The organism is Jutongia sp. SJQ-6 (assembly GCF_054161275.1).
Window position 1 is genome coordinate 2,097,131 of record NZ_CP195314.1, and the last position, 22,870, is coordinate 2,120,000.

17 protein-coding genes (1 of these 17 only partly in view) are annotated in these 22,870 nt (G+C 36.5%); 9 read left to right on the top strand and 8 right to left on the bottom strand.

Annotated features, from left to right (window positions below):
• Positions 1-190: 190 nt before the first annotated feature.
• From rsmG to rpmH, 8 genes are all read right to left on the bottom strand, one after another.
• Positions 191-898 carry a 16S rRNA (guanine(527)-N(7))-methyltransferase RsmG gene (gene rsmG / locus ACSAJE_RS09390; RefSeq protein WP_458008916.1) on the bottom strand — a complete coding sequence of 236 codons (708 nt, stop codon included), beginning with the start codon at positions 896-898 and terminating at the stop codon, positions 191-193.
• Positions 899-982: 84 nt separating this feature from the next.
• Positions 983-2,869: a tRNA uridine-5-carboxymethylaminomethyl(34) synthesis enzyme MnmG gene (mnmG, locus tag ACSAJE_RS09395; protein ID WP_458008917.1), complete on the bottom strand. Its 1,887-nt coding sequence runs from the start codon at positions 2,867-2,869 to the stop codon at positions 983-985.
• Between the two features lie 59 nt (positions 2,870-2,928).
• Positions 2,929-4,335 (bottom strand): tRNA uridine-5-carboxymethylaminomethyl(34) synthesis GTPase MnmE, encoded by a 1,407-nt coding sequence (gene mnmE / locus ACSAJE_RS09400; protein WP_458008918.1) that lies wholly within the window; start codon positions 4,333-4,335, stop codon positions 2,929-2,931.
• A 125-nt stretch (positions 4,336-4,460) separates the two neighbouring features.
• Positions 4,461-5,249 (bottom strand): RNA-binding cell elongation regulator Jag/EloR, encoded by a 789-nt coding sequence (gene jag, locus ACSAJE_RS09405; RefSeq protein ID WP_458008919.1) that lies wholly within the window; start codon positions 5,247-5,249, stop codon positions 4,461-4,463.
• Positions 5,250-5,325: 76 nt separating this feature from the next.
• The gene (locus tag ACSAJE_RS09410) at positions 5,326-6,615 is read right to left on the bottom strand and encodes a YidC/Oxa1 family membrane protein insertase (protein ID WP_458008920.1); all 1,290 of its coding nucleotides are present in this window, start codon (positions 6,613-6,615) and stop codon (positions 5,326-5,328) included.
• Between the two features lie 32 nt (positions 6,616-6,647).
• Complete coding sequence (yidD, locus tag ACSAJE_RS09415; RefSeq protein ID WP_118508125.1) at positions 6,648-6,860, bottom strand: membrane protein insertion efficiency factor YidD; 213 nt, start codon at positions 6,858-6,860, stop codon at positions 6,648-6,650.
• Between the two features lie 7 nt (positions 6,861-6,867).
• On the bottom strand, positions 6,868-7,200 hold the full coding sequence (rnpA, locus tag ACSAJE_RS09420) for a ribonuclease P protein component (protein WP_022024098.1): 333 nt from the start codon (positions 7,198-7,200) through the stop codon (positions 6,868-6,870).
• Between the two features lie 71 nt (positions 7,201-7,271).
• Positions 7,272-7,406 (bottom strand): 50S ribosomal protein L34, encoded by a 135-nt coding sequence (rpmH, locus tag ACSAJE_RS09425; protein WP_022024097.1) that lies wholly within the window; start codon positions 7,404-7,406, stop codon positions 7,272-7,274.
• A 928-nt stretch (positions 7,407-8,334) separates the two neighbouring features.
• On the opposite strand from rpmH, the gene dnaA reads away from it, so the two are divergent.
• The 9 genes from dnaA to ACSAJE_RS09470 form a co-directional block, all read left to right on the top strand.
• Entirely contained in the window at positions 8,335-9,702 is a 1,368-nt protein-coding gene (gene dnaA / locus ACSAJE_RS09430; protein ID WP_458008921.1) for a chromosomal replication initiator protein DnaA, read from the top strand.
• Between the two features lie 345 nt (positions 9,703-10,047).
• Complete coding sequence (gene dnaN / locus ACSAJE_RS09435; protein WP_118507962.1) at positions 10,048-11,151, top strand: DNA polymerase III subunit beta; 1,104 nt, start codon at positions 10,048-10,050, stop codon at positions 11,149-11,151.
• 20 nt (positions 11,152-11,171) lie between these two features.
• Positions 11,172-11,387 carry an RNA-binding S4 domain-containing protein gene (locus ACSAJE_RS09440; protein WP_022024094.1) on the top strand — a complete coding sequence of 72 codons (216 nt, stop codon included), beginning with the start codon at positions 11,172-11,174 and terminating at the stop codon, positions 11,385-11,387.
• Positions 11,387-12,475, top strand: coding sequence for a DNA replication/repair protein RecF (gene recF / locus ACSAJE_RS09445; protein ID WP_022024093.1), 1,089 nt, complete (start codon positions 11,387-11,389; stop codon positions 12,473-12,475). The genes ACSAJE_RS09440 and recF overlap by 1 nt, the downstream gene beginning before the upstream one ends.
• 16 nt (positions 12,476-12,491) lie before the next feature.
• The gene (gene gyrB / locus ACSAJE_RS09450; RefSeq protein ID WP_118691106.1) at positions 12,492-14,414 is read left to right on the top strand and encodes a DNA topoisomerase (ATP-hydrolyzing) subunit B; all 1,923 of its coding nucleotides are present in this window, start codon (positions 12,492-12,494) and stop codon (positions 14,412-14,414) included.
• Between the two features lie 26 nt (positions 14,415-14,440).
• Complete coding sequence (gene gyrA, locus ACSAJE_RS09455) at positions 14,441-16,903, top strand: DNA gyrase subunit A (RefSeq protein WP_118507963.1); 2,463 nt, start codon at positions 14,441-14,443, stop codon at positions 16,901-16,903.
• A 70-nt stretch (positions 16,904-16,973) separates the two neighbouring features.
• Positions 16,974-17,816: a fumarate hydratase gene (locus tag ACSAJE_RS09460; protein ID WP_022024600.1), complete on the top strand. Its 843-nt coding sequence runs from the start codon at positions 16,974-16,976 to the stop codon at positions 17,814-17,816.
• A 60-nt stretch (positions 17,817-17,876) separates the two neighbouring features.
• On the top strand, positions 17,877-18,404 hold the full coding sequence (locus ACSAJE_RS09465) for a Fe-S-containing hydro-lyase (RefSeq protein ID WP_022024599.1): 528 nt from the start codon (positions 17,877-17,879) through the stop codon (positions 18,402-18,404).
• Positions 18,405-18,652: 248 nt separating this feature from the next.
• Positions 18,653-22,870 carry the 5' portion of a cellulase family glycosylhydrolase gene (locus ACSAJE_RS09470; protein ID WP_458008922.1) on the top strand. 633 nt of this gene lie beyond the right edge of the window, so 4,218 of the gene's 4,851 nt are visible here — the first part of the coding sequence; its start codon is at positions 18,653-18,655; its stop codon lies off the right edge, out of view.

A 22,870-nucleotide genomic window follows, 5' to 3' on the forward strand; every position in this document is an offset into this window, starting at 1 on the left:
CATAGTTTTACAATTATATTGATCAAAGTGAGCATATCTACACTACTCCTTATTTTTCATAAGGACATTATCATACTTTGCATCACCAAATAACTGAACTGCCTACGCAGTTTTCTTCGGTCTTAGAAAATGTTTCACGTGAAACATTTCACCATTTAAGTATATCATATTTTTCAAAAAAGAACCACTATCAAAGTGGTTCTTTTCTTGGTTTTCCACCTTGCCGAGGATACTTTTTTGCGCATTTGTTAATTTTATCATAAATAACAAATTTTCTATCCATATCCGTATTTGGCAATTGAAAATCAATAGAAATGTTCAATTTACATCCTAATATTTTCATAGCATTTTGTGCACCGGATAATTCTTCTTCCACCTTACCGGATTTATATGAAATAAATTGACCACCAACTTTCAAGAATGGCGTACAGTATTCTAACAGAGTAGACATGTTAGCCACAGCCCTTGAAACAACATAATCAAATTTTTCACGATATTCTTCTTTACGTGATATTTCTTCAGCTCGTCCATGTATGGTAATAACATTACTCAAGTTACAAAGATTGCACACTTCATTCAAAAAGTTAATTCGCTTATTCAAAGAATCCAATAATACAAACGAAGTCTGCGGATTCATAATAGCAAGAGGAATTCCTGGAAATCCTGGCCCTGTTCCAATATCAATAACTTTTTTTTCATCGAAATCAGTATACTTCATGATATATATACTATCAATGAAATGTTTCAACACAACATCCTCTTTTTCTATGATTGTCGTTAAATTCATTACTTTATTTTTTTCTACCAAAAAACGAAAGTAATCATCAAACTGTTGTAATTGTGTATCTGTTATATCAAGCTCTATTTTTTTACAATAATCACTTAATAAGTCAATCATATCATTCCTCATTTCTACTACAATATATTTATGGTAAATATTTCTTACAGTCGGTAATAAATCTATACAAGTACTAATTAACCATTACAGTTTTTTCTGATTGTAATGTTCCAGATAAATCAGTAAAACAGAAATATCTGCCGGAGAAACACCGGATATTCTCGATGCTTGACCAACTGATATCGGACGAAGATCGTCCAGCTTCTGAACAGCCTCCTTACGAAGACTATTTACTTTTGTATAATCAATATCCTCTGGAATTTTACGATTTTCCAATTTTTGATACTGTATCACCTGTTTCTGCTGTCTTGTTATATATCCCTCATATTTCAAGGAAATATTTACCTGTTCACAGACATCCTCAGGTAAATTCTGTCTGTCTTCATCAATTGGAGCCAAAATATCATATGATAATTCCGGTCGCTTTAATAAATCAGCTAATGTGGAACCCGACTGTAATAACGTACTACCATATTGTTCTAATAATTTTTGAACTTCCTTTTTACCACCAATTGTAGTATGCTGCAATCGTTGTATTTCTTCTTCAATCATTTTCTCCTTGATCAATAATTTTTCATAGCGGTTATCGTCAATCAATCCGACCTCATGACCAATTTTTGTTAATCGAAGATCTGCATTATCCTGACGCAAAAGCAAACGATATTCTGCTCTTGATGTCATCATACGATATGGCTCATTCGTTCCTTTTGTAATGAGGTCGTCAATTAAAACCCCGATATATGCCTGTGAACGATTTAAGATCAAAGGATCTTTTCCTTGTAATTTTCTTGCGGCATTAATTCCGGCAATAATACCCTGTGCACCAGCTTCTTCATAGCCAGAACTACCATTTGCCTGTCCCGCACTAAAAAATCCACTGATCTTTTTATATTCCAGGGATGCCTTTAACTGCGTTGGATTTATACAATCATACTCAATAGCATATGCATTTCTCACAATTGTTGCATGTTCCAATCCCGGTACAGAATGATACATCGCATATTGTACATCCTCGGGAAGAGAACTTGACATTCCGCCAACATACATTTCGTTTGTATAATTACCCTCCGGCTCCAGAAAAACCTGATGGCGTTTTTTATCTGCAAAACGAACTACTTTATCCTCAATTGATGGACAATATCTTGGTCCTGTCCCCTCAATATCCCCAGAGTAAAGTGGCGAACGATTTATATTATTACGTATGATATTATGCGTATTTTCATTGGTATAGGTCAGCCAACAAGATACCTGTTCTCGCTCTAATTCTTCCGGTGTATTTGTAAATGAAAAAGGTACCACTCTTTCACTTCCCTTTTGCTCTTCCATCTTTGAAAAATCTATTGTTCTTCCATCTACTCGCGCAGGTGTTCCTGTCTTAAAACGTCGAACTTCAATTCCAAGATCAATCAGATTTTGTGTCAGATGATTTGCTGCAGTTAAACCGTTTGGCCCGGTATATTGACTAACATCCCCATAAATACAACGTGCTCTCAAATATGTTCCCGTACACATTATAACAGCCTTACATGGATAAATAGCATCTGATGTTGTTTTAACTCCAACAACACATTTGTTTTCCACCAATATTTCTGCAACTTCTCCTTGTTTAATAACCAAATTATCTGTATTCTCTAGAACATGTCTCATGGAATTACTATATTCTTTTTTGTCTGCTTGTGCACGCAGCGAATGTACTGCAGGTCCTTTGGACATATTGAGCATCTTAGATTGTATAAATGTTCGATCAATATTTTTTCCCATCTCACCACCAAGTGCATCAATTTCTCGAACAAGATGTCCTTTCGAACTTCCTCCAATATTTGGATTACACGGCATCATTGCAATACTATCAACACTAACTGTAAATACCAATGTTTGCATTCCTAATCTTGCGGAGGCAAGTGCTGCTTCACAACCTGCATGTCCTGCACCAATAACAACAACATCGTACTCCTCGTATGTATATGACATAGTCCACTCCATTCTGCTAATTTATTGCTTAGCTTTCCTATTCAACCAATTTAAACCCACTATTTTCCCATACAAAATTCTTCAAAGATCTTATTTACCAAATCTTCCGTTGCTGTATCTCCATTAATCAATCCTAATTGTTGATAAGCTTCCATCAAATCAATAGTAAAAAAATCTTCCGGCATTCCATCCTTAATACTTTGTTCTACACGATGCAATGCATTCACTGCCTGCATAACAGCATTTTTGTGTCGAATACTTGTAAGACATATTTGATCGTTGAATTGCAGATCTCCCCGTTCAAACTTGTCCGTAATATATTGTTCTAATTGCTGCAATCCCTGTTTTGTCTCATTGGAAAATGCAATTGTATCCCATGAAAGTTTATCTTTCAGTAATTGTTCGGATACCTTTGCTTTTAGATCTGCTTTATTCAAGAGAATAACACCTTTTTTCTGTGCGATCAATGGAATAATCTGTTCATCTTCATCAGACCATTCTTCACTTCCATCAACCACAAATAGAATAAAATCAGCCTGCTCAATATATTGTTTTGCTCGATCAACACCAATTTTTTCAACTGTATCTTCCGTATTATGAATACCTGCAGTATCTATTAAATTAAGCATCAATCCACCAAGCCGAACTGACTCCTGTAAAGCATCTCTTGTTGTTCCTGCAATATCTGTTACGATTGCACGATCTTCATCGAGCAAAATGTTCATCAAAGAAGACTTTCCGGCATTTGGTTTTCCAACAATGACTGTATTAATCCCCTCGGATTTCATTCTACCATTTTCAAAACGATCCAATAATCTTTGCAAAGAAACAATCTGCTGCTCTGTTTTATCAAATAATTCATCAGAATATCCTGTCAGATCATAGTGTTCCGGATCATCCAAAGCACTTTCAATACGTCCCATCTCATATAAAATCTGTTCTCTGATCTGCTGAATATATTTTGATACAGACCCCTCCAACTGTTTTACAGCACTTTGTAATGCAAATTCATTTTTAGATGAAATCATTTTCATTACTGCTTCTGCCTGTGAAAGATCAATACGTCCATTCAAAAAAGCCCGTTTTGTAAACTCCCCCGGCTCTGCCAAAAAAGCACCTTTTTCTAATAAAAGCTGCATAACTCTCTGTAATATATAATTGCCACCATGGCAATTAATTTCAACAACATCCTCTCGCGTATAAGTTGCAGGCGCTTTCATAACAGAAACCATAACTTCATCTACAACCTCATTATTACCATCTATAATAAATCCATAATGAATGGTATGCGATTTCTGTTGTTGGAGATATGATTTATCTATCAATGCTTCATTTTCTTCGTTATTAAATTTTCCCGGATGAAAAATCGAATCAACAATTTTCATTGATTCTGATCCACTTACACGAATGATGCCAATCCCGCCACCTGCAGCACTAGCAATTCCAACAATTGTTTTTTCTTCCATTGCTGTCTCCTATTTGTCTTATTACAAAATGTGTAAATCTAAATCCACCTTTACATTATTTAAAAACTATTTCAATTGAAAAAGAAAGGAGCCAAACCAGCCCCTTTCCTCGATTCCTAATGCTATTATTCATTATCCTGAACATCTTCAGAAGAATCTTTCTCATACTCATCATATTTCTTCTGATAAGAATTATTATATTTTTTACGGTATCCTCCGTTATTTCTTTTTCCATAACGAGAATTGCCATAAGAATATTTTCCACGACGCTCGTAACCTGTATCCACACCCGGCTTCAATGTAATTACCACTTTGCGATATGGCTCATCTCCCTCGCTATGTGTTTCAACATATTTATCCTTCTGCAAAGCAGAATGAATAACTCGACGCTCATAAGGATTCATTGGCTCTAAATATACCGGTCTGTGAATTCTCTTAACTTTATGTGCCAAGTTGTGTGCTAAATTTTCCAGTGTTTCTTTTCTTCTTTCACGATAATTTTCAGTATCAAGCTTTACCTTCATATAATCTTCTGTATTACGATTAATAACTAAACTAACCAAATACTGAAGAGAATCTAAGGTAATTCCGCGCTTACCGATCAAAATACCCATCTCTTCACCAGAAAGATCAATGTTCATCTGATTTTCAACTTCATCGATCGTAATTTCAATGTTTACCTGCATTCCCATTGATTGGAACACCTTGTCCAAAAAATTAAAAGCGATAGCATCCAAAGAAAGTTTTACGCGAGCACGAATCTTTGCAGGTTTGCTGATCAATCCTAACAATCTGCTTGATCCTTCCTCAATTACTTCATATTCCAACTGATCACTTGATGTCTGCATAGATACAACTGCATTTGTTAATGCCTCATCAACTGTTTTTGCTGTAAACTCCTGCCATTCTGACATAATAAACCTCATTTCTGCACACTCTTTCACGTATCTTTTACTTCATGCCAAGTGTACGTAGACATAAAGTAAATTACTATTTGTTATCATTATTGTCTCTTGCAAGCATATTTGCATAAGAAGCAATACTTCCCTCTTTATATTTTTTATTTGTTTCCGGCCTTTTATAATCCTTATCTGCTAAAGATTTCTTCGGTCGGTTTACTTTCTTACGCTGCTGCGTTGTCTTTGTTGTAGTATTAATGTTGCTTGTACGCTGTTTTGTCACATCTGAAAAAGCAGTATTGGGATCAATCCCAAGTCTTTCATACTTTTTCTTTGCCTTTTCTGTATTTTTTGCAATAATTGCATCCATATCAGTATGCTTAAAATATGCATCAATAGCCAATGTCTGCAATATACGAAATACATTGCCGGCAACCCAATAAATACCAACACCAATTGGGAACATAAAGCACATTACACCAGTTACATATGGCATAACTTTATTCATCATATTCATGGATGCCATCGCAGTATTATCGGAATTCTGCGTCTGTGGTGTCGATGCCATACTAAGCTTCATGCTTATAATCTGAGTAATTACAGATAATATCGGGATCAAGACACTGGCAGATAATGCTGCACCTCCGATAAATGGAACAACCGGCAGATCTGAGATATTAAGACCCAAAAAGGAATTAATATGAAATGCCTGACTTCCTACATCAGATACCATGTCAGCAATTGATGAAAATCCCTTGCTATTGCATGTATTCGCCAAACTATCCCATGCATCCTGATTAAACTGTCCTAACACATCTATATAATAGTTAAGTGCAGAACTCTTCGCACTAACTGCATTCTGAATAACATACGTCTTACTATTTGTCATCTGACTCAGATCAGAAACGCTAATTCCTAACTTACGAACAGATTCAGCCACGTTTGTGTACATATTATATATTGGTGTTACATATGCCGGTATATTATATATAACGCGATACAAAGCAAAAAGAATAGGCATTGTGATCAACATTGGCAAGCATCCGCTTGCCGGGCTTACCCCATATTTTTGATATACAGCCTGTGTCTCCATTGACATCTTTTGCTGAGATGCCTGATCTTTTTTATTTTTATACTTTTGTTGAATTGCCATGATCTCCGGATTCATAATACTGGACATCTTAGCAAATTTCTGTTGTTTTAATACTAAAGGAAACATTAATAAGTTTACAATAAAAGTAAACAATATCATGCAAATTCCTACATTCTCAATTCCAAGTTTTGACATGAACAAATACAGCCATTCCAAAATCTGTCCAAGCATCCTAGCAATCGGTCCCAAAATGGATCCTTGATAGGTCGTCAATATAACATCAACCATTCTAATTAATCCTCCTGATTTAACAGGGCAAGCTACGGTACCGGATCATATCCACCTTTCGCAAACGGGTGGCATCTCAATATACGTTTTATACTCAAAAAACTCCCCTTCATAAAACCATACTTCTCTAATGCCTCTATTGCATATTGCGAACATGTTGGCGTATAGATACATGTAGGTCTTCCTTTCAAGGGAGATATTATCTTCCGGTATACCTTTATTAAAAAAATCAACGATTTTTTCATTCTAACATCATCTCACTACTATATTGTGCAGCTTCCCCAAATGTAATACAGCACTCTCAATTTCCTGGCATTTTCTGCCCTTTGCCGTATTTCTAGCTATTATTACAATATCATATCCATTCTCAAACTTCTCCACATTCAAACGGATACTTTCTCTTATCAACCTGGTAACCCTATGCCTTACAACACTGTTTCCAACTTTTTTACTGACTGTAATTCCGTATCTGTTTCTGTCCAGGTCATTCTTACGAACATACATAACTAAATACCTGTTGGCATAGGATTTTCCATGGCGATATGCTTTCAAAAAATCACTATTATTCTTAATTGATTCAAACACAATAATCCCTCTGCAAAAGCAAACTTAAAGTAAGGCTACTTTATAAGAAGAAAAGGTCACATAAATGCGACCTATGCAGATAACTTATGTCTTCCTTTTGCTCTTCTGCTTGCTAAAACCTTACGTCCGTTAGCTGTCTGCATTCTCTTTCTGAATCCATGAACTCTACTTCTGGATTTCTTCTTAGGCTGAAATGTCATCTTCATACTCAAAACACCTCCTTCTTCAAAATTAACACATCATGACTCAACAGGACTGTCCCTGAAAAATCACATACAAATAAAATGCATAAAACGCATACAGCCCATATTATAACGGTAAATGCCCATTTCGTCAAGCATATTCTAGCTATAACTCTAATTTTTCCTACAAACTGAAGTAAAAAGTTTGTTTGCTTGTTAATGAGCCTCAGATAAGAACAAATGAATCAAATTGTAAAATGTGAATTATTCCCCTCATTATCCACAATATAATGCACATGTTAATAATGTGAATTTAAAATTCACATCACACTAAACTAAATTTTAATCTTATATAATAGGAAGAAACTCATTTCCATTTATTTTATTCTACACACGAAGTATCATTAATATACACATTATACAGCAATAGTATTTAAACGAAAAAATCCTTGAATTTTCATAGTTCTACATCAGTAGACAGAATACACGTTCTGTATAAAGTTATAAACACACTATACACATTTTGTGAATAACTTTTTGTTTTGTCCTAATTCAATTCACAGTTATTAACAAAGTTATTCACATTATCCACTTTTTAATGTAAAAACAACGTAAAATAGGGGCTTTTAACAGTTTTACACAGTTATTAACAAATTTTGTGGATAACACACTAATAACTGTGGATATTATACTTTTTCATTTTATCCACAATTATTCACAAAAGGCTATTCTTATTATTGACATCAAATTGCGATGATATTTTCTTCAATGATAATTTATTTATGTGCGAAGTTTGCTTTATAACCCATCTTAGAACTTGTAATTTTCCCTTATTTGATATAAAATAATGTTATATGGTGCAAAATAGGCTTTTTCTCCGAAAAATGGCTGTATAAGCCTTATAATGCATTTATATAAGTAATGATTATTGTTGGAAAAGAGGGAAGTTACTGTGAAAAACGAACTTTACGAAAAATGGGATGATATTTTAGAAAATATGAAGACGGAATTTGAGATATCTGCTCCTATCTATCGCACTTTCGTTAAAACCTTAAGCATTTACCATGTGGAGGGTAATAAGCTTACTGTTTTGATCGATGACGTAAAGATTGGAAACAGTAAATCCTTCGTTGAACAGAGATATTCGCTGTTTTTGGCAATCTCGATTGAAGAGTTTACTGGGATTCAATATGATATTTCTTTCGTATCACGTTCAGAATTAGGTCAGCAAAAAGCTGATGATCCTGAAAAGAAAGAAAAGAATCATAATAATCCAACGATCAATTCCAAATATACGTTTGACACCTTTGTCGTTGGTGATAACAACGATTATGCACACGCAGCAGCATTAAAAGTTGCTGAAGAGCCTGGTGACACATACAATCCGCTTTACATTTATGGTGGACCAGGACTTGGCAAAACGCATCTTATGCATGCAATTGCTAATTATATTCAAGAACACGATGCAAGTAAAAAGGTTATTTACGTAACCAGTGAAACCTTTACAAATGACATTGTCGATGCTGTCCGTGACAGCCATCATAATGAACATACAATGACAAAGCAGGAGTTTCGCAATAAATACCGCAACGTTGATGTTCTATTGATCGACGATATTCAATTTATTATAGGTAAGGAATCTACTCAGTTGGAATTTTTCCATACCTTTAATCATTTATATGAATCGCAGAAGCAGATCATTATCTCCTCAGATAAACATCCTTCTACGATGACAACATTAGAAGAGAGACTTCGTTCCCGTTTCGAAATGGGGCTGACTGTAGATATTAAGGCTCCTACCTACGAAACGAGGATGGCTATTTTAAGGAAAAAAGTTGCTGAAGAAAATATAAATATTGATGATTCTATTCTCGATTATATTGCCAGCAACATTATTTCCAATATTCGAGAGCTACAGGGAGCAATTAATAAAGTGCTATCCTTCTCAGATTTTTGTAATACAGAAATCACCTTGGAATCTGCTAAAAAAGCATTGGTAGACATCATCAATCCTAATATGAAGCGGCAGATTACCATTGATTATATTATGGAGACTGTAGCAGATCATTTTCATATTACAATGAAAGATCTCCTCTCCTCCAAAAGAAACTCCAATATTGTTTATCCAAGACATATTTGTATGTATCTGTGCCGGCAATTGACAAATAGCACATACGAAGAGATTGGAAGCAAAATTGGTAATCGTCATCACTCAACCATTCTTCATGGGGAAGAAATCATCAAAAAAAAATTAGATGAGGGTGATGAAGAGTCTATCAAGACGATTGATGTTTTGACCAAAAAGATCGATCCTCAATAAGAAGTAACATTATAATAGGTAGAAACACCGTTTTCTTTCCTATCGTTTTGTTCCGATAATAGCTTATTCTCTGTGAATATGTGGATATATTATTGACATATCGACATTTTTTGTGAATAAAGCATAAGCTCGATTTAGCAGCAAATTTTCGGATTGTGTATAAAAGAATGGTTTTTCACAGAAATCAGAAACTTATTTATGAACTTGTCCTAAAGCTTCGATTCAATGATTTCTAAGGCTAAAACCACTTTTCCTCAAATCCACAACCCCTACTACTGCTACTACTGAAAAATATTTAAATATTATTTATTTATTTTTCTCTGATTTTTGAAAGGAGTTATAAACATGCATATCATATGTGACAAATCCAAACTCATTGAGGGAATGAATATTGTTATGAAAGCAATTCCCGGTAAAACTACAATGATGATTTTGGAATGTGTAGTTATAGAAGTAAAAGATAATCAGATCAAATTGATTGCTAATGATCTTCAATTGGGAATTGAAACTTTGATTGATGGTGAGATTAAGCAGGAAGGATCTGTTGCAGTTGGAGCTAAGGTATTTTTTGAAATTATACGTAAACTCCCATCCGACAATGTATCCATCACGGTAGATGAAGACTATCATATGAATATTAGTTGTGGTAAGGCAAAATTCAATATTATGGCAAAAGCAACGGACGAATTTCCGTATCTGCCTAATATTGTCAAAGATAAAAACGTAAATATCTCTCAATTTACACTCAAAGATATTATCCGTCAGACTGTGTTTTCTATTTCTGATAATGAAAATGCGAAAGTCATGACTGGTGAGTTATTTGAGATTCACGACTCTGAGTTGAAAGTTGTATCCTTAGATGGACATCGTATTTCTATTCGTAAAGTAAAATTGAATCAGTCCTATGATGATGTTAGTGTTATCATTCCGGGTAAGACGTTGATCGAAATCAGTAAGATCATCAACGGTGGAATGGACGATGAGGTTTCTATTTTCTTTACAGATAAACATGTATTGTTTGAATTTGAAGATACGATTGTTTTGTCCCGTCTTATCGAAGGAGAATATTATAAAATTGACAAGATGCTCTCCACGGACTACGAGACGAAAGTAACCGTAAATAAGAGGGAAATGTTAGAATGTATTGATAGATCTACGCTTCTTTTGAAAGAATCCGACAAAAAACCGGTTATTATTGATGTTCAGGATGATTATATGAAATTTGCCATGAATTCAGCAATCGGTTCGATGGATGAGGATATTGATGCTTCAAAAGAAGGAAAAGATATTTTGATTGGTTTCAATCCTCGCTTTCTCATGGATGCACTGCGTGTTATTGATGAAGACGAGATTACAATGTATATGATCAATCCAAAAGCACCATGTTTCATTAGAGACCAGGAGGAAACCTATATTTACTTAATTCTTCCTGTCAACTTTAATGTGTGATAATAAGGAGGAATGCTTAAATGGAGGCAATTGAGATCAGTGATGAGTTTATTAAACTTGGTCAGGCTTTGAAGCTGGCTGGATTAGTATCCTCTGGTGTAGAAGCTAAAATTGTGATTCAAAATGGTGAAGTTACTGTAAATGGGGAGGTTGATACAAGACGCGGACGTAAATTGTATCCGCAGGATAATTTTTGCTATCAAGGGCAGGAAGTTACAGTAATAGGTGAATCATAATGAAATTAGAATCCATTGAGGTGGGTAATTTTAGAAATTATGAAAATGCCAAGTTGGAATTTCATCCAAAGACCAATATTCTTTATGGGGATAATGCGCAAGGAAAGACAAATATATTAGAGTCTATCTATGTTTGTGCAACGACCAATTCTCACAAAGGAAGCAAAGATAAGGAATTAATAAGGTTTGGTGAAGATGAAGCACACATACGTATGTTTCTCACTAAACGAGAAATGACTCATAAGATTGATATGCATTTGAGAAAGAGCAAAGGAAAAGGAATTGCTATTGATGGTGTTCCGATCAAACGCTCTAGTGAATTAATGGGTCTTGCACATGTTATATTTTTTTCTCCGGAGGATTTAAAGATTATAAAAAATGGTCCGTCCGAGAGAAGAAGATTTGTAAATATGGAATTGTGTCAGTTAGATCCTTTGTATTTGTATGATCTGGCTGAATACAATAAGGTGCTTATGCAGCGTAATAAACTGCTAAAGCAGATATCCTTTTCGCCATCTTTGGAAAGTACTTTGTCCATATGGGATGAGAAATTGATCGAGTATGGAGAAAAAATCATTGTAAGACGGCAGCAATTTGTGGATGAATTAGATAAAATTGTTCTTCAAGTTGCAAAAAATCTTACCGGAGAGAAGGAAATTATAAAAACATTGTATGAACCGGATGTCTCTGCAGGAAACTTTGAGAAAGCTCTAGCTGAATCAAAGGAAAGAGACATGAAGTTTTGTTCTACAAATGTCGGACCACATCGTGATGATCTGTGTTTTATGAATGGAGAATTGGACCTGCGCAAGTTTGGTTCTCAGGGACAACAGAGAACTTGTGCATTGGCATTAAAACTTGCAGAAATTGAAATTGTTAAAAAATCATCACAAGATTGTCCAATATTATTATTAGACGATGTTTTGTCTGAACTCGATAGAAATAGGCAAAACTATTTGTTAGATAGTATTCATGACATACAAACCATAATCACCTGCACCGGTTTGGAAGAGTTTATTGATAGCCGTTTAACGCTTGACAGGGTTTTCCGAGTGAAAGAGGGAACAGTGACATTGGAAACAAGGTAAAGAAATGGAGAAAACTATGGGAACAGAAGTGAAAAATGAATATGGAGCGGATCAAATTCAGATTTTGGAAGGTCTGGAAGCAGTACGTAAAAGACCGGGAATGTATATTGGAAGTACGTCTACCCGTGGTTTGCATCATCTCGTTTATGAGATCGTTGATAATGCGGTCGATGAGGCTTTAGCCGGATATTGTACAGAAATCGAAGTGACGATCAATAAGGATAATTCCATTAAAGTTATTGATAATGGACGTGGTATCCCGGTAGGTATCAATCACAAAGCGGGTCTGCCTGCGGTTGAGGTCGTATTTACGATCCTTCATGCCGGTGGTAAATTCGGTGGTGGGGGATACAAGGTATCAGGTGGATTGCATGGTGTTGGTGCTTCGGTTGTAAATGCTCTTTCGGAGTGGCTGGAGGTTACTATTCATCAAAATGGCAAGATGTATCGTCAAAGATATGAACGCGGAAAAGTAATGTATCCACTGAAAGAAATTGGAGAAACAGATCATACCGGTACAGAAGTTGTATTTTTGCCGGATAAAGAAATTTTTGAAGAAACAGTATTTGATTATGATACATTACGTCAAAGACTTAGAGAAATGGCATTTTTGACAAAAGGATTAAAGATTATTTTGATTGACCGTCGTTTGGAAGAACCAAAGATTCGTTCGTTCCACTATGAGGGTGGTATCAAAGAATATGTGTCTTATTTGAATAAACAAAAAGATGCTTTGTATGAAGATGTTATTTATTGTGAGGGACAGAGAAATGATATTTATGTTGAAGTTGCAATGCAGCACAACAGCTCTTATCAAGAAGGAACTTACAGCTTTGTAAATAATATTACGACGCCGGAAGGTGGAACACATTTAACAGGTTTTAGAAATGCATTAACTAAGACGTTTAATGATTATGCAAAGAAAAATAAAATTCTGAAAGATAGCGATGCAAACTTAGCAGGTGAAGATATTCGTGAAGGATTATCAGCTATTATCAGTATTAAAATATCAGAACCGCAGTTTGAGGGACAGACAAAGCAGAAATTAGGTAATAGTGAGGCAAGAGGTGCCGTTGAGTCGGTGGTAACCGAGCAGCTTACGTATTTCTTAGAGCAGAATCCTGCAATCGCTAAGATTATTTGTGAAAAAGCTGTCGTTGCACAGCGTGCCAGAGATGCAGCACGTAAAGCCAGAGATCTCACAAGAAGAAAAACTGCCCTTGAGGGAAGTGCTCTTCCCGGTAAATTGGCAGATTGCAGTGATAAAGATCCGAAAAACTGTGAGATTTACATCGTAGAGGGTGATTCTGCAGGTGGAAGTGCCAAAACTGCAAGAAATAGAGCAACTCAGGCGATTCTTCCGTTGCGTGGTAAAATTTTGAATGTAGAAAAATCACGCTTGGATAAAATTTTGGTCAATAATGAGATTAAAGCAATGATAACTGCATTTGGTACAGGAATCGGCGATGATTTTGATATTAGTAAGCTTCGTTACGATAAGATTGTCATTATGACAGATGCCGATGTAGATGGTGCACATATTGCAACATTGATGCTGACATTTTTATATCGATTTATGCCGGAGCTGATCAGACAAGGACATGTTTATCTGGCGCAGCCGCCATTGTATAAAGTCGAAAAAAATAAAATGATTCGTTATGCTTATGATGATAATGAATTGAATGAAATTTTGACAGAGATTGGACGAGACGGCAACAACAAGATTCAACGTTACAAAGGTCTTGGTGAGATGGATGCAGAACAGCTTTGGGATACTACGATGGATCCGGAAAAACGTATTTTGCTCCGTGTTAATATTGGAGATAATTCGGAAGCGGAAATTGATCTGACGTTCAATACACTTATGGGAGATAAAGTGGAACCGCGTCGTGAATTTATTGAAGCAAATGCAAAATATGTGAAGAATTTAGATATTTAATGGTTGAGTAAGTATTGGAGGACAAGATGGACGAAAATATTTTTGATAAGATTCATGAAGTGGATCTAAAAGAGAAAATGGAAACGTCATACATTGATTATGCCATGTCTGTTATTGCTGCAAGAGCTTTGCCAGATGTAAGAGATGGTCTAAAACCTGTACAAAGACGTATTCTGTATGCAATGGATGAGTTGAATAATGGACCGGATAAGCCTCACCGTAAATGTGCACGTATCGTTGGTGATACAATGGGTAAATATCATCCACATGGTGATAGCTCTATTTATGGTGCATTGGTAAATATGGCACAGGATTGGTCAACCAGATATCCTTTGGTAGACGGTCATGGTAACTTTGGATCTGTCGATGGCGACGGAGCAGCCGCAATGCGTTATACAGAGGCAAGATTAAGCAGAATTTCTGTTGAAATGCTTGCAGATATTGGCAAGGATACAGTTGACTTTATTCCAAACTTTGATGAAACGGAAAAAGAGCCGACAGTATTACCATCCAGATATCCAAATCTATTGGTGAATGGTACTTCCGGAATTGCCGTAGGTATGGCAACTAACATTCCACCACACAATTTGCGTGAAGTGATCAATGCCGTTGTACAGATTATTGATGATATCAAGGAAGATAAAGAAACAACCATTGAAGAGATTATGCAGATCATTAAGGGACCGGATTTTCCAACAGGTGCACAGATTCTTGGTACACGTGGTATTGAGGAGGCATATCGTACCGGTCGTGGTAAAATTCGTGTCCGTGCCGTGACAGAAATTGAGCCTATGGATAACGGCAAAAATAGGATCGTAGTAACGGAATTGCCGTATTTGGTCAATAAAGCACGTTTGATCGAGAAAATTTCAGAATTACATAGAGATAAAAAAGTAGATGGTATTACGGATCTTCGTGACGAGACAAGTCGTGAGGGAATGCGTGTATGTATAGAACTCCGCCGCGATGTTAATCCAAATATTGTATTGAACCAATTGTATAAACATACGCAATTGCAGGACACATTCGGTGTCATAATGTTAGCTCTTGTTAACAATGAGCCGGTTGTTATGAATATTATGCAGATGCTTCAGTATTATCTGAAACATCAGGAAGAAGTAGTTACTCGTCGTACAAAATATGATCTGAATAAAGCAGAAGAAAGAGCACACATTTTAGAAGGTTTGCTGATCGCTTTAGATCATATTGATGAAGTAATTAAAATCATTCGTGCTTCCAAGAATACTGCGGAAGCTAAAAATTCATTGATAGAACGCTTTGAACTTACTGATGCGCAGGCACAGGCAATCGTTGATATGCGTTTGCGTGCTCTGACCGGTTTGGAAAGAGAAAAGATTGAAAATGAATATGCAGAATTGCAAAAGAAGATTGAAGAATACAAAGCAATCCTTGCAGATCGAAAGGTATTATTGGGAGTGATCAAAGAAGAGATTATTTTGATCCGCGATAAATATGGTGACGAGCGTAGAACATCAATCGGTTATGATGAGTATGACATTTCCATGGAAGACATGATTCCACATGAAAATACGATCATAACAATGACAAAGCTTGGATACATCAAGCGCATGACCGTTGATAATTTTAAGAGTCAGCATCGTGGTGGCAAAGGAATTAAGGGAATGCAGACGATTGAAGATGATTATATTGATGATATGATCATGACAACGACGCATCATTATATCATGTTCTTTACCAATACGGGACGCGTTTATCGAATTAAGGCTTATGAAATACCAGAGTCAAGTCGTACAGCAAGAGGAACTGCTATTATCAATCTGCTGCAGCTTATGCCTGGAGAGAAGATCACAGCGGTCATTCCTTTCAAAGAATACGAAGAAGATAAATATTTGTTCATGGTTACGAAGCGCGGTATTGCTAAAAAGACACCGATATTAGAATATTTTAATATCCGTAAATCAGGACTGCAGGCAATCAATCTTCGTGATGATGACGAGTTGATTGAAGTTAAGATCACAGATAACAAGAAGGATATTATCATGGTAACAAAGCATGGACAGTGTATTCGTTTCCATGAAAAAGATGTCAGAACTACCGGCAGAAATTCTATGGGCGTTATTGGTATGAATTTGTCTTACGATGATGAAGTTGTAGCAATGCAGTTAAATACACAGGGAACACAGTTGTTACTGGTATCTGAGTATGGAATGGGCAAATGTACCAACATTGAAGAATTTACACCACAGCATCGTGGCGGTAAGGGAATTAAGTGTTATAAGATTACCGAAAAAACCGGTAATGTTGTTGCTGCAAAGGCAGTAAATAGTGATAACGAAGTAATGCTTATTACAACAGAGGGAATCATTATTCAGATCATGGTGGATGAGATTTCTATCTTGGGACGAATCACATCGGGAGTCAAACTGATCGATCTGGATCCGAATAAGGAAATTGTTGTAGCAAGTATTACAAAGGTTAGAGATGTTATCCCAGAGGATATAAATTAATACCGAAGCAACGATAATAGTTGGTCCGGCAGTAATGTCGGACCAAAAGTGTTTAGAAATGAGGAGAGTTATGAGAACAATTACAACAGACACTATTATTCAAAACATCAAGGAAATGTGTATTGAAGCAAATTACTCTTTAACGTCGGATGTAAAAGATAAATTATATCAGGCGGCAGAAGAAGAAAATTCTCCCTTGGGCAGACAGATCCTTTCGCAGTTGAAAGAAAATTTACAGATTGCGAAAGATGATGAAATACCGATTTGTCAGGACACAGGTATGGCAGTTGTATTTTTAAGAATAGGACAGGATGTCCATATTGAAGGACAAAATCTTGAGGATGCTGTAAATGAAGGAATCCGGCAAGGTTATATAGAAGGATATTTAAGAAAGTCAGTTGTATCGGATCCTATTTTGCGTGAAAATACCAAAGACAATACGCCGGGTGTTATTCATTATGAGATCATAGCAGGTGAAAATATCGAAATCACGGTAGCTCCGAAAGGATTTGGCAGTGAAAACATGAGTCGTGTGTGTATGCTTAAACCGGCAGATGGAATTGAAGGTGTTAAAAATGCTGTTATTGAGACAGTTAAAATAGCAGGTCCAAACGCATGTCCACCGGTAGTAGTTGGTGTCGGAGTAGGCGGTACATTTGAAAAATGTGCTATTTTAGCCAAAAAAGCATTAACAAGAGATTTGAACACACATAATGAAATTTCATATGTTGCAGATTTAGAAAAAGAATTATTAGAAAAAATTAATGAACTTGAAATTGGACCGGGTGGTTTGGGTGGAAAAATGACAGCGTTGGGTGTTAATGTTGAAGTATATCCAACACACATTGCCGGTCTTCCGGTTGCGGTTAATATGTGTTGTCATGTTAACAGACATGTTCATCGCATCATATGATGAGTCAAAAGTTATGAAAGAGATAAAGTTTGCAGGCTGAGAAAGGAATGTAGGATTATTATGGAAAAATATATCAATACACCAATTGATGATAAAATTGTTTCCGAGTTAAAAGCCGGAGATTATGTATATTTAACAGGAACCGTATATACTGCTCGAGATGCTGCACACAAGAGACTTTATGAGGCATTGCAGCGCGGAGAAGATATTCCGTTAGAGCTTCAGAATAATATTATATATTATTTAGGGCCATCTCCTGCCAGAGAAGGTCAGGTTATTGGATCTGCCGGTCCGACAACGAGCAGCCGCATGGATAAATACACACCATTATTGCTTGAAAAAGGACTTAAAGGTATGATTGGTAAAGGAAAAAGATCCGATGAAGTAATTGAGTCCATGCACAAAAATCACGCAGTATATTTTGCAGCAATTGGAGGAGCAGGAGCTCTATTATCCAAATGCATAAAAAAATCAGAAGTAATAGCTTACGAAGATCTTGGAACGGAGGCAATTCGTAAATTGGAGGTAGAAAATTTACCAATCATTGTAGTAATTGATGATGAAAAAACTAACTTGTATAATAGATAGTAACCATGTATAATAAAAACAAGTTGAGATTCTAAATTTAACATCTGTTGATATAATAAAAAGGGAAAGTTTTACTGTGGAGTGCATGCTGCAGTTGCTTTCGTTTTTTGTTTATATACAATTTTTTAGCATACTTTTATGGGGAGGAAAGTTGCTTAATACAAATAGAAAGGGGGACGTAGCAAAAACAGTGGTTCTTTAGTATACAGGGTGCGAAAAATGTTTATTAAAGAAAGGGGATCAACAAGATGAAAAGAAACAAAAGAATAATGGCAATCATTATGACCATTGCTATGGTTCTGACATCGGCAAATCTGCCTCAGATCAGTATCAAAGCAAAGGCAGCAGTGACACCACCGGCAGAAAATATGAAGGATACAAGCATATTGACGGTAAAGGGAGATGATTTATCATCCAATTTAGGAAGTCATGTATCAGGAGAGGCTTATAATGGATATCTCCAGTCTATGACAAAAGATTCAGCAAAAGCGGATTATTACAAAATCACATTTAAGGTAGCAGAGGGAACAGCAGAGGATACAGAGATCGTGACGTTCCAGCCATATGATACTTCTTGGGGTGGCTGGCAGGATAACATTATCAAATTATCCGATGCACAGTATGATGAGGAGAACGCGCAGTATGTTGCTTATATCAGTGGTGACAAGATTCGTGATTCTTATACGACAGGCGGCAAATTTAATGGTATTAATGTCAGCTTTTGTCAGGCAGAGCCTGCAATTACATTAACCGGTCTTTACACCAGCAAAGTGGTAGATCCGAATGCGACACCTTCTCCTGAAGAAGTAAGATGGGAAGAAGAGCAGAAAGTTGTTGTATGGGGTGATGATTCTAAGACAACATACGGACACGAGATTATGCAGGATGTCAGTGTACAGGATATTGTTGCAGGTCTTGGCGATGCAGGAAGCAAATTTGCATTCAGCAAAGTAAAAGGACAGAAAGTAACAGTATATATTAAAGTGACAAAATGTTCCAGATACTCACGTATTAAGATCAGTGGTGGTAATCTTGCAGCCAACAGTGTTACTTCCAACAAAGAATTGATCGGTGTTGACAATACGACCAATATGAAAGAAAACGGTGGCAGCGGTTACAAAAATAGTGCACATTTTCTTCATGCCGGATGGGGAACTACAGGTGGTTATGGTTCCGGTATGGGGCAAAAAGAAAGTGCTATTTACAAATTTGCAGATTCTAGTGTAAAAACAGGAACGGAAGAATCTGCAGGTGTTCGTCTGAGAAGAATGACTACGGATGTAGAAGCATATATTTGTGGAATTAAGTTTGGTTCTGTAGGATCCGTTACAGTATCTCAGCCGGATGCAGATGGAAAAGTAACATTCAAAGAAGGATTTGATGCTTCTAATGTTGAATCCTGGAACAAAGATGATACTGACGTAGAGCCAAAGCCGGAACCGGAACTTCGCGCTGATGAAGCAAAGGCAATCCAGACCATCATTGATACCTTCAAAGGTTACAAACAGTCTGAAATCTTAGATGAAACAGTTTGGAATACGATTAAGAGTGATATCAAAGATGCAGAAGCATTAGTAGCAGATGAGACATCTCTTTCTAAAGATATCAAGGCTTTAAGAAAACAGATGGAATCTTATAATGCGACGGTAACTGAGGAAATTGACCGTACCGCTACAAGAAATGGTTTGAAAGAGTCTATTGACTATTGCAAGTCATTGAAAGAAGGAGATTATTCTAACAAAGATACATTTGCGAAACTTGCAGATGCTATTACGACAGCAGAAAAAGCATATACTAATGTTTCAGACACAAGATTAAATTATAAAGCAGCAAGAGATACTTTGGAAAAAGTACGTGTTGCTTTGACAAAGAATGTTTCCACGGAAAGTAGTAATCCGAAAACCTTCCGTATTCTTGATAAGAAAACGGTAATCAAAGAAATGGGTGCCGGTATCAACTTAGGTAATACAATGGATGGAGGATTATATGATTCTTCAGAAACAGGATGGCAGGCATATAAGACAACCAAGGATTATATCAAAGCACTTCATGATGCAGGATACAATACAGTTCGTATTCCGGTAACTTGGGGATCACATATTAACGATGATTATACAATTGACGAAGCATGGATCAATCGTGTACAGGAGATTGTAGATTATTGTGTAGATCAGGATATGTACGCAATTGTTAATATCCATCATGATGGTGCAGCTAACCATGATGATCGTGGTAACAATACTCCAGCATGCTGGTTGGACACATATTCTCAAAATATTGAAAAGGTATATCAGAAATATGAGGGAGTATGGAATACTATTGCAAACCGCTTTAAGGATTACGATGAGCATGTAATCTTTGAGAGCATGAACGAGGTTACAGATGCACATGGAACAGCAACAAATGAAGACGATGCAGTGTTAAACGCATTGAATCAGTTGTTCATTAACACAGTACGTGCAACAGGATCTAATAATACAAAGCGCTGGTTAGCAATTACCGGACGTTTTGCAACAACAGCTGCTATTACAACAATGCCGGAAGACACATTGGCAGATAGCGGTGATCTTGGAACAACAAGATTAATGTTTGCAGTTCATATTTACAAATCTAATAACAATGTTAGATGGAGTTATGATGATTTGAAACAGTGGCAGAGTTCTATGAGTTCTAGCTACAAAAATGTTGGAAATCTTGATTCAAATATGCCGATTTATGTTGGTGAATATGGTGTTAGAACCAAAGCACAGAACGGATCTGCTACAGGCTATAACAATGCAGAGAGAGCGCTGAATTATGAAATGTGTGCAGCAATCGCAGACTTTTATAATGCAGTTCCGGTTGTATGGGATCAGGGAACAGGTAACTATTTAGGCGTTGAGACAGAGCAGGGTCTATTCACAGACTGGAACAGACCGGAGTTAAAACCGGTATATGACGATGTTGTACATGGAACGATCCGTGGAACATTGGAAGCAGGAAAGAGCACTGATCTTTCCGAAAGAATGTCTGCGATTTATACAAGTTATGGTCATGCAACGACATCAGACAATAGCGTTTCTAAAGATCCTGAGATCGAGAAAGCTACAGATATTGCGTTGAGTGATACAAAGGTAGAAATCAAAGCAGGCGAGAGAAAAACAATTACTGCAACACCAGACTCTTCTAGAGACATTGTTCTTTGGAGCACAGCCGATGATACAGTAGCAACAGTTTATGATGGAGTGATCCATGCAAAAGCAGGCGGTGTAACAACAGTATATGCTAAGTCACAGTCTGGATCTGTAGAAAAGGCAATTCAGGTAATTGTGCAGTCTACAGGTGAAGAAACAGCAACAGCGATCAAAACAGAAAAAGCTTACTATGAGATGACAGAGGGTGACACATTAACATTAAATGCGTCATTAACACCAGCTGACAGCAAAGATGCTATTACATACACATCTTCTAATACATCTATCGCAACAGTAAGCAGCTCTGGTAAAGTAACAGCAGAAAATGCAGGAAAGACATACATTATTGTTAAAGCAGCAAGTGGTGTAAGTACAATTGTTGCTATCAAAGTTAATAAGAAGTCTTCCAGCGGTACAGTAAATGTAACATTAAATGCACTATTTGCTAACGGATTAACAGAAAAGAGTGAGTCGGTAACAATGAATGGTGATGGACAGTATACTTTAACATTTGATTTGGATAAAGATCTGTCAGATGATGGCGTAAAAGCCGGAATTACCAAGTTAGAAGATCTTACTGCAATCTATATCCGTGATACAAACACATTGAAACCTGTCGTTTCAGCAGCATCGATTCGTTATGATAAGATCACTGTAAATGACAAAGAACTTACCTTAAAGAAACTGGATTCTATGGATGCAGACGGATTCAAGAATTTGCTGAAAGACAACGGACAGCTTGATTCTAATGATCCGATCAATGGATGGGATGGTTGCGCAGTAGAAGAAGTATCCATCAATTCCAGCAAGCATAGCGTAAGTTTTACAGGTGTAGATAACCCAACAAAGATCTCTGTAACATTTACCATTAAGGGAATGAAATTCTTCCCAGGTAAAGAAAAAGAGAAAGAGGCTACAAAGATAGAATCTGTTACGGCAAATAAGATTGTTATGCCGGAAATTGGATCAAGTACAGAAATCGAATTAAATATGACTCCGGTTACAACAGATTCAGAAGTGACGTTCTATTCAACAGATAGTGCTGTAGCGGTAATTGATAATGCAGCACATACGGTAGATGCAGACGGAAAGATTAAAGTTAATGTAACAGCCGTAGGTAAAGGAACAACTACAATTGTCGGCATCACTGAAAATGGACTTAAGGTATTCTATACGGTAGGTGTAGGCGATATGTCTGCTGATGATTTAGCAGAGCCACAGGATCCAACACCAAGTGGATTAGATGGTAGTGAACCAGAACCAACGCCGACAGTAGAGCCAACGCCAACGCCG

Excerpts from the sequence above, each read along its gene's own strand:
- jag (WP_458008919.1), bottom strand. The coding sequence starts at position 5,249 with ATGTCAGAATGGCAGGAGTTTACAGCAAAAACAGTTGATGAGGCATTA.
- gyrA (WP_118507963.1), top strand. The coding sequence starts at position 14,441 with ATGGACGAAAATATTTTTGATAAGATTCATGAAGTGGATCTAAAAGAG.
- ACSAJE_RS09460 (WP_022024600.1), top strand. The coding sequence starts at position 16,974 with ATGAGAACAATTACAACAGACACTATTATTCAAAACATCAAGGAAATG.
- ACSAJE_RS09465 (WP_022024599.1), top strand. The coding sequence starts at position 17,877 with ATGGAAAAATATATCAATACACCAATTGATGATAAAATTGTTTCCGAG.
- ACSAJE_RS09440 (WP_022024094.1), top strand. The coding sequence starts at position 11,172 with ATGGAGGCAATTGAGATCAGTGATGAGTTTATTAAACTTGGTCAGGCT.
- gyrB (WP_118691106.1), top strand. The coding sequence starts at position 12,492 with ATGGGAACAGAAGTGAAAAATGAATATGGAGCGGATCAAATTCAGATT.
- mnmG (WP_458008917.1), bottom strand. The coding sequence starts at position 2,869 with ATGTCATATACATACGAGGAGTACGATGTTGTTGTTATTGGTGCAGGA.
- recF (WP_022024093.1), top strand. The coding sequence starts at position 11,387 with ATGAAATTAGAATCCATTGAGGTGGGTAATTTTAGAAATTATGAAAAT.
- yidD (WP_118508125.1), bottom strand. The coding sequence starts at position 6,860 with ATGAAAAAATCGTTGATTTTTTTAATAAAGGTATACCGGAAGATAATA.
- rsmG (WP_458008916.1), bottom strand. The coding sequence starts at position 898 with ATGATTGACTTATTAAGTGATTATTGTAAAAAAATAGAGCTTGATATA.
- ACSAJE_RS09410 (WP_458008920.1), bottom strand. The coding sequence starts at position 6,615 with ATGGTTGATGTTATATTGACGACCTATCAAGGATCCATTTTGGGACCG.
- dnaN (WP_118507962.1), top strand. The coding sequence starts at position 10,048 with ATGCATATCATATGTGACAAATCCAAACTCATTGAGGGAATGAATATT.
- mnmE (WP_458008918.1), bottom strand. The coding sequence starts at position 4,335 with ATGGAAGAAAAAACAATTGTTGGAATTGCTAGTGCTGCAGGTGGCGGG.
- rpmH (WP_022024097.1), bottom strand. The coding sequence starts at position 7,406 with ATGAAGATGACATTTCAGCCTAAGAAGAAATCCAGAAGTAGAGTTCAT.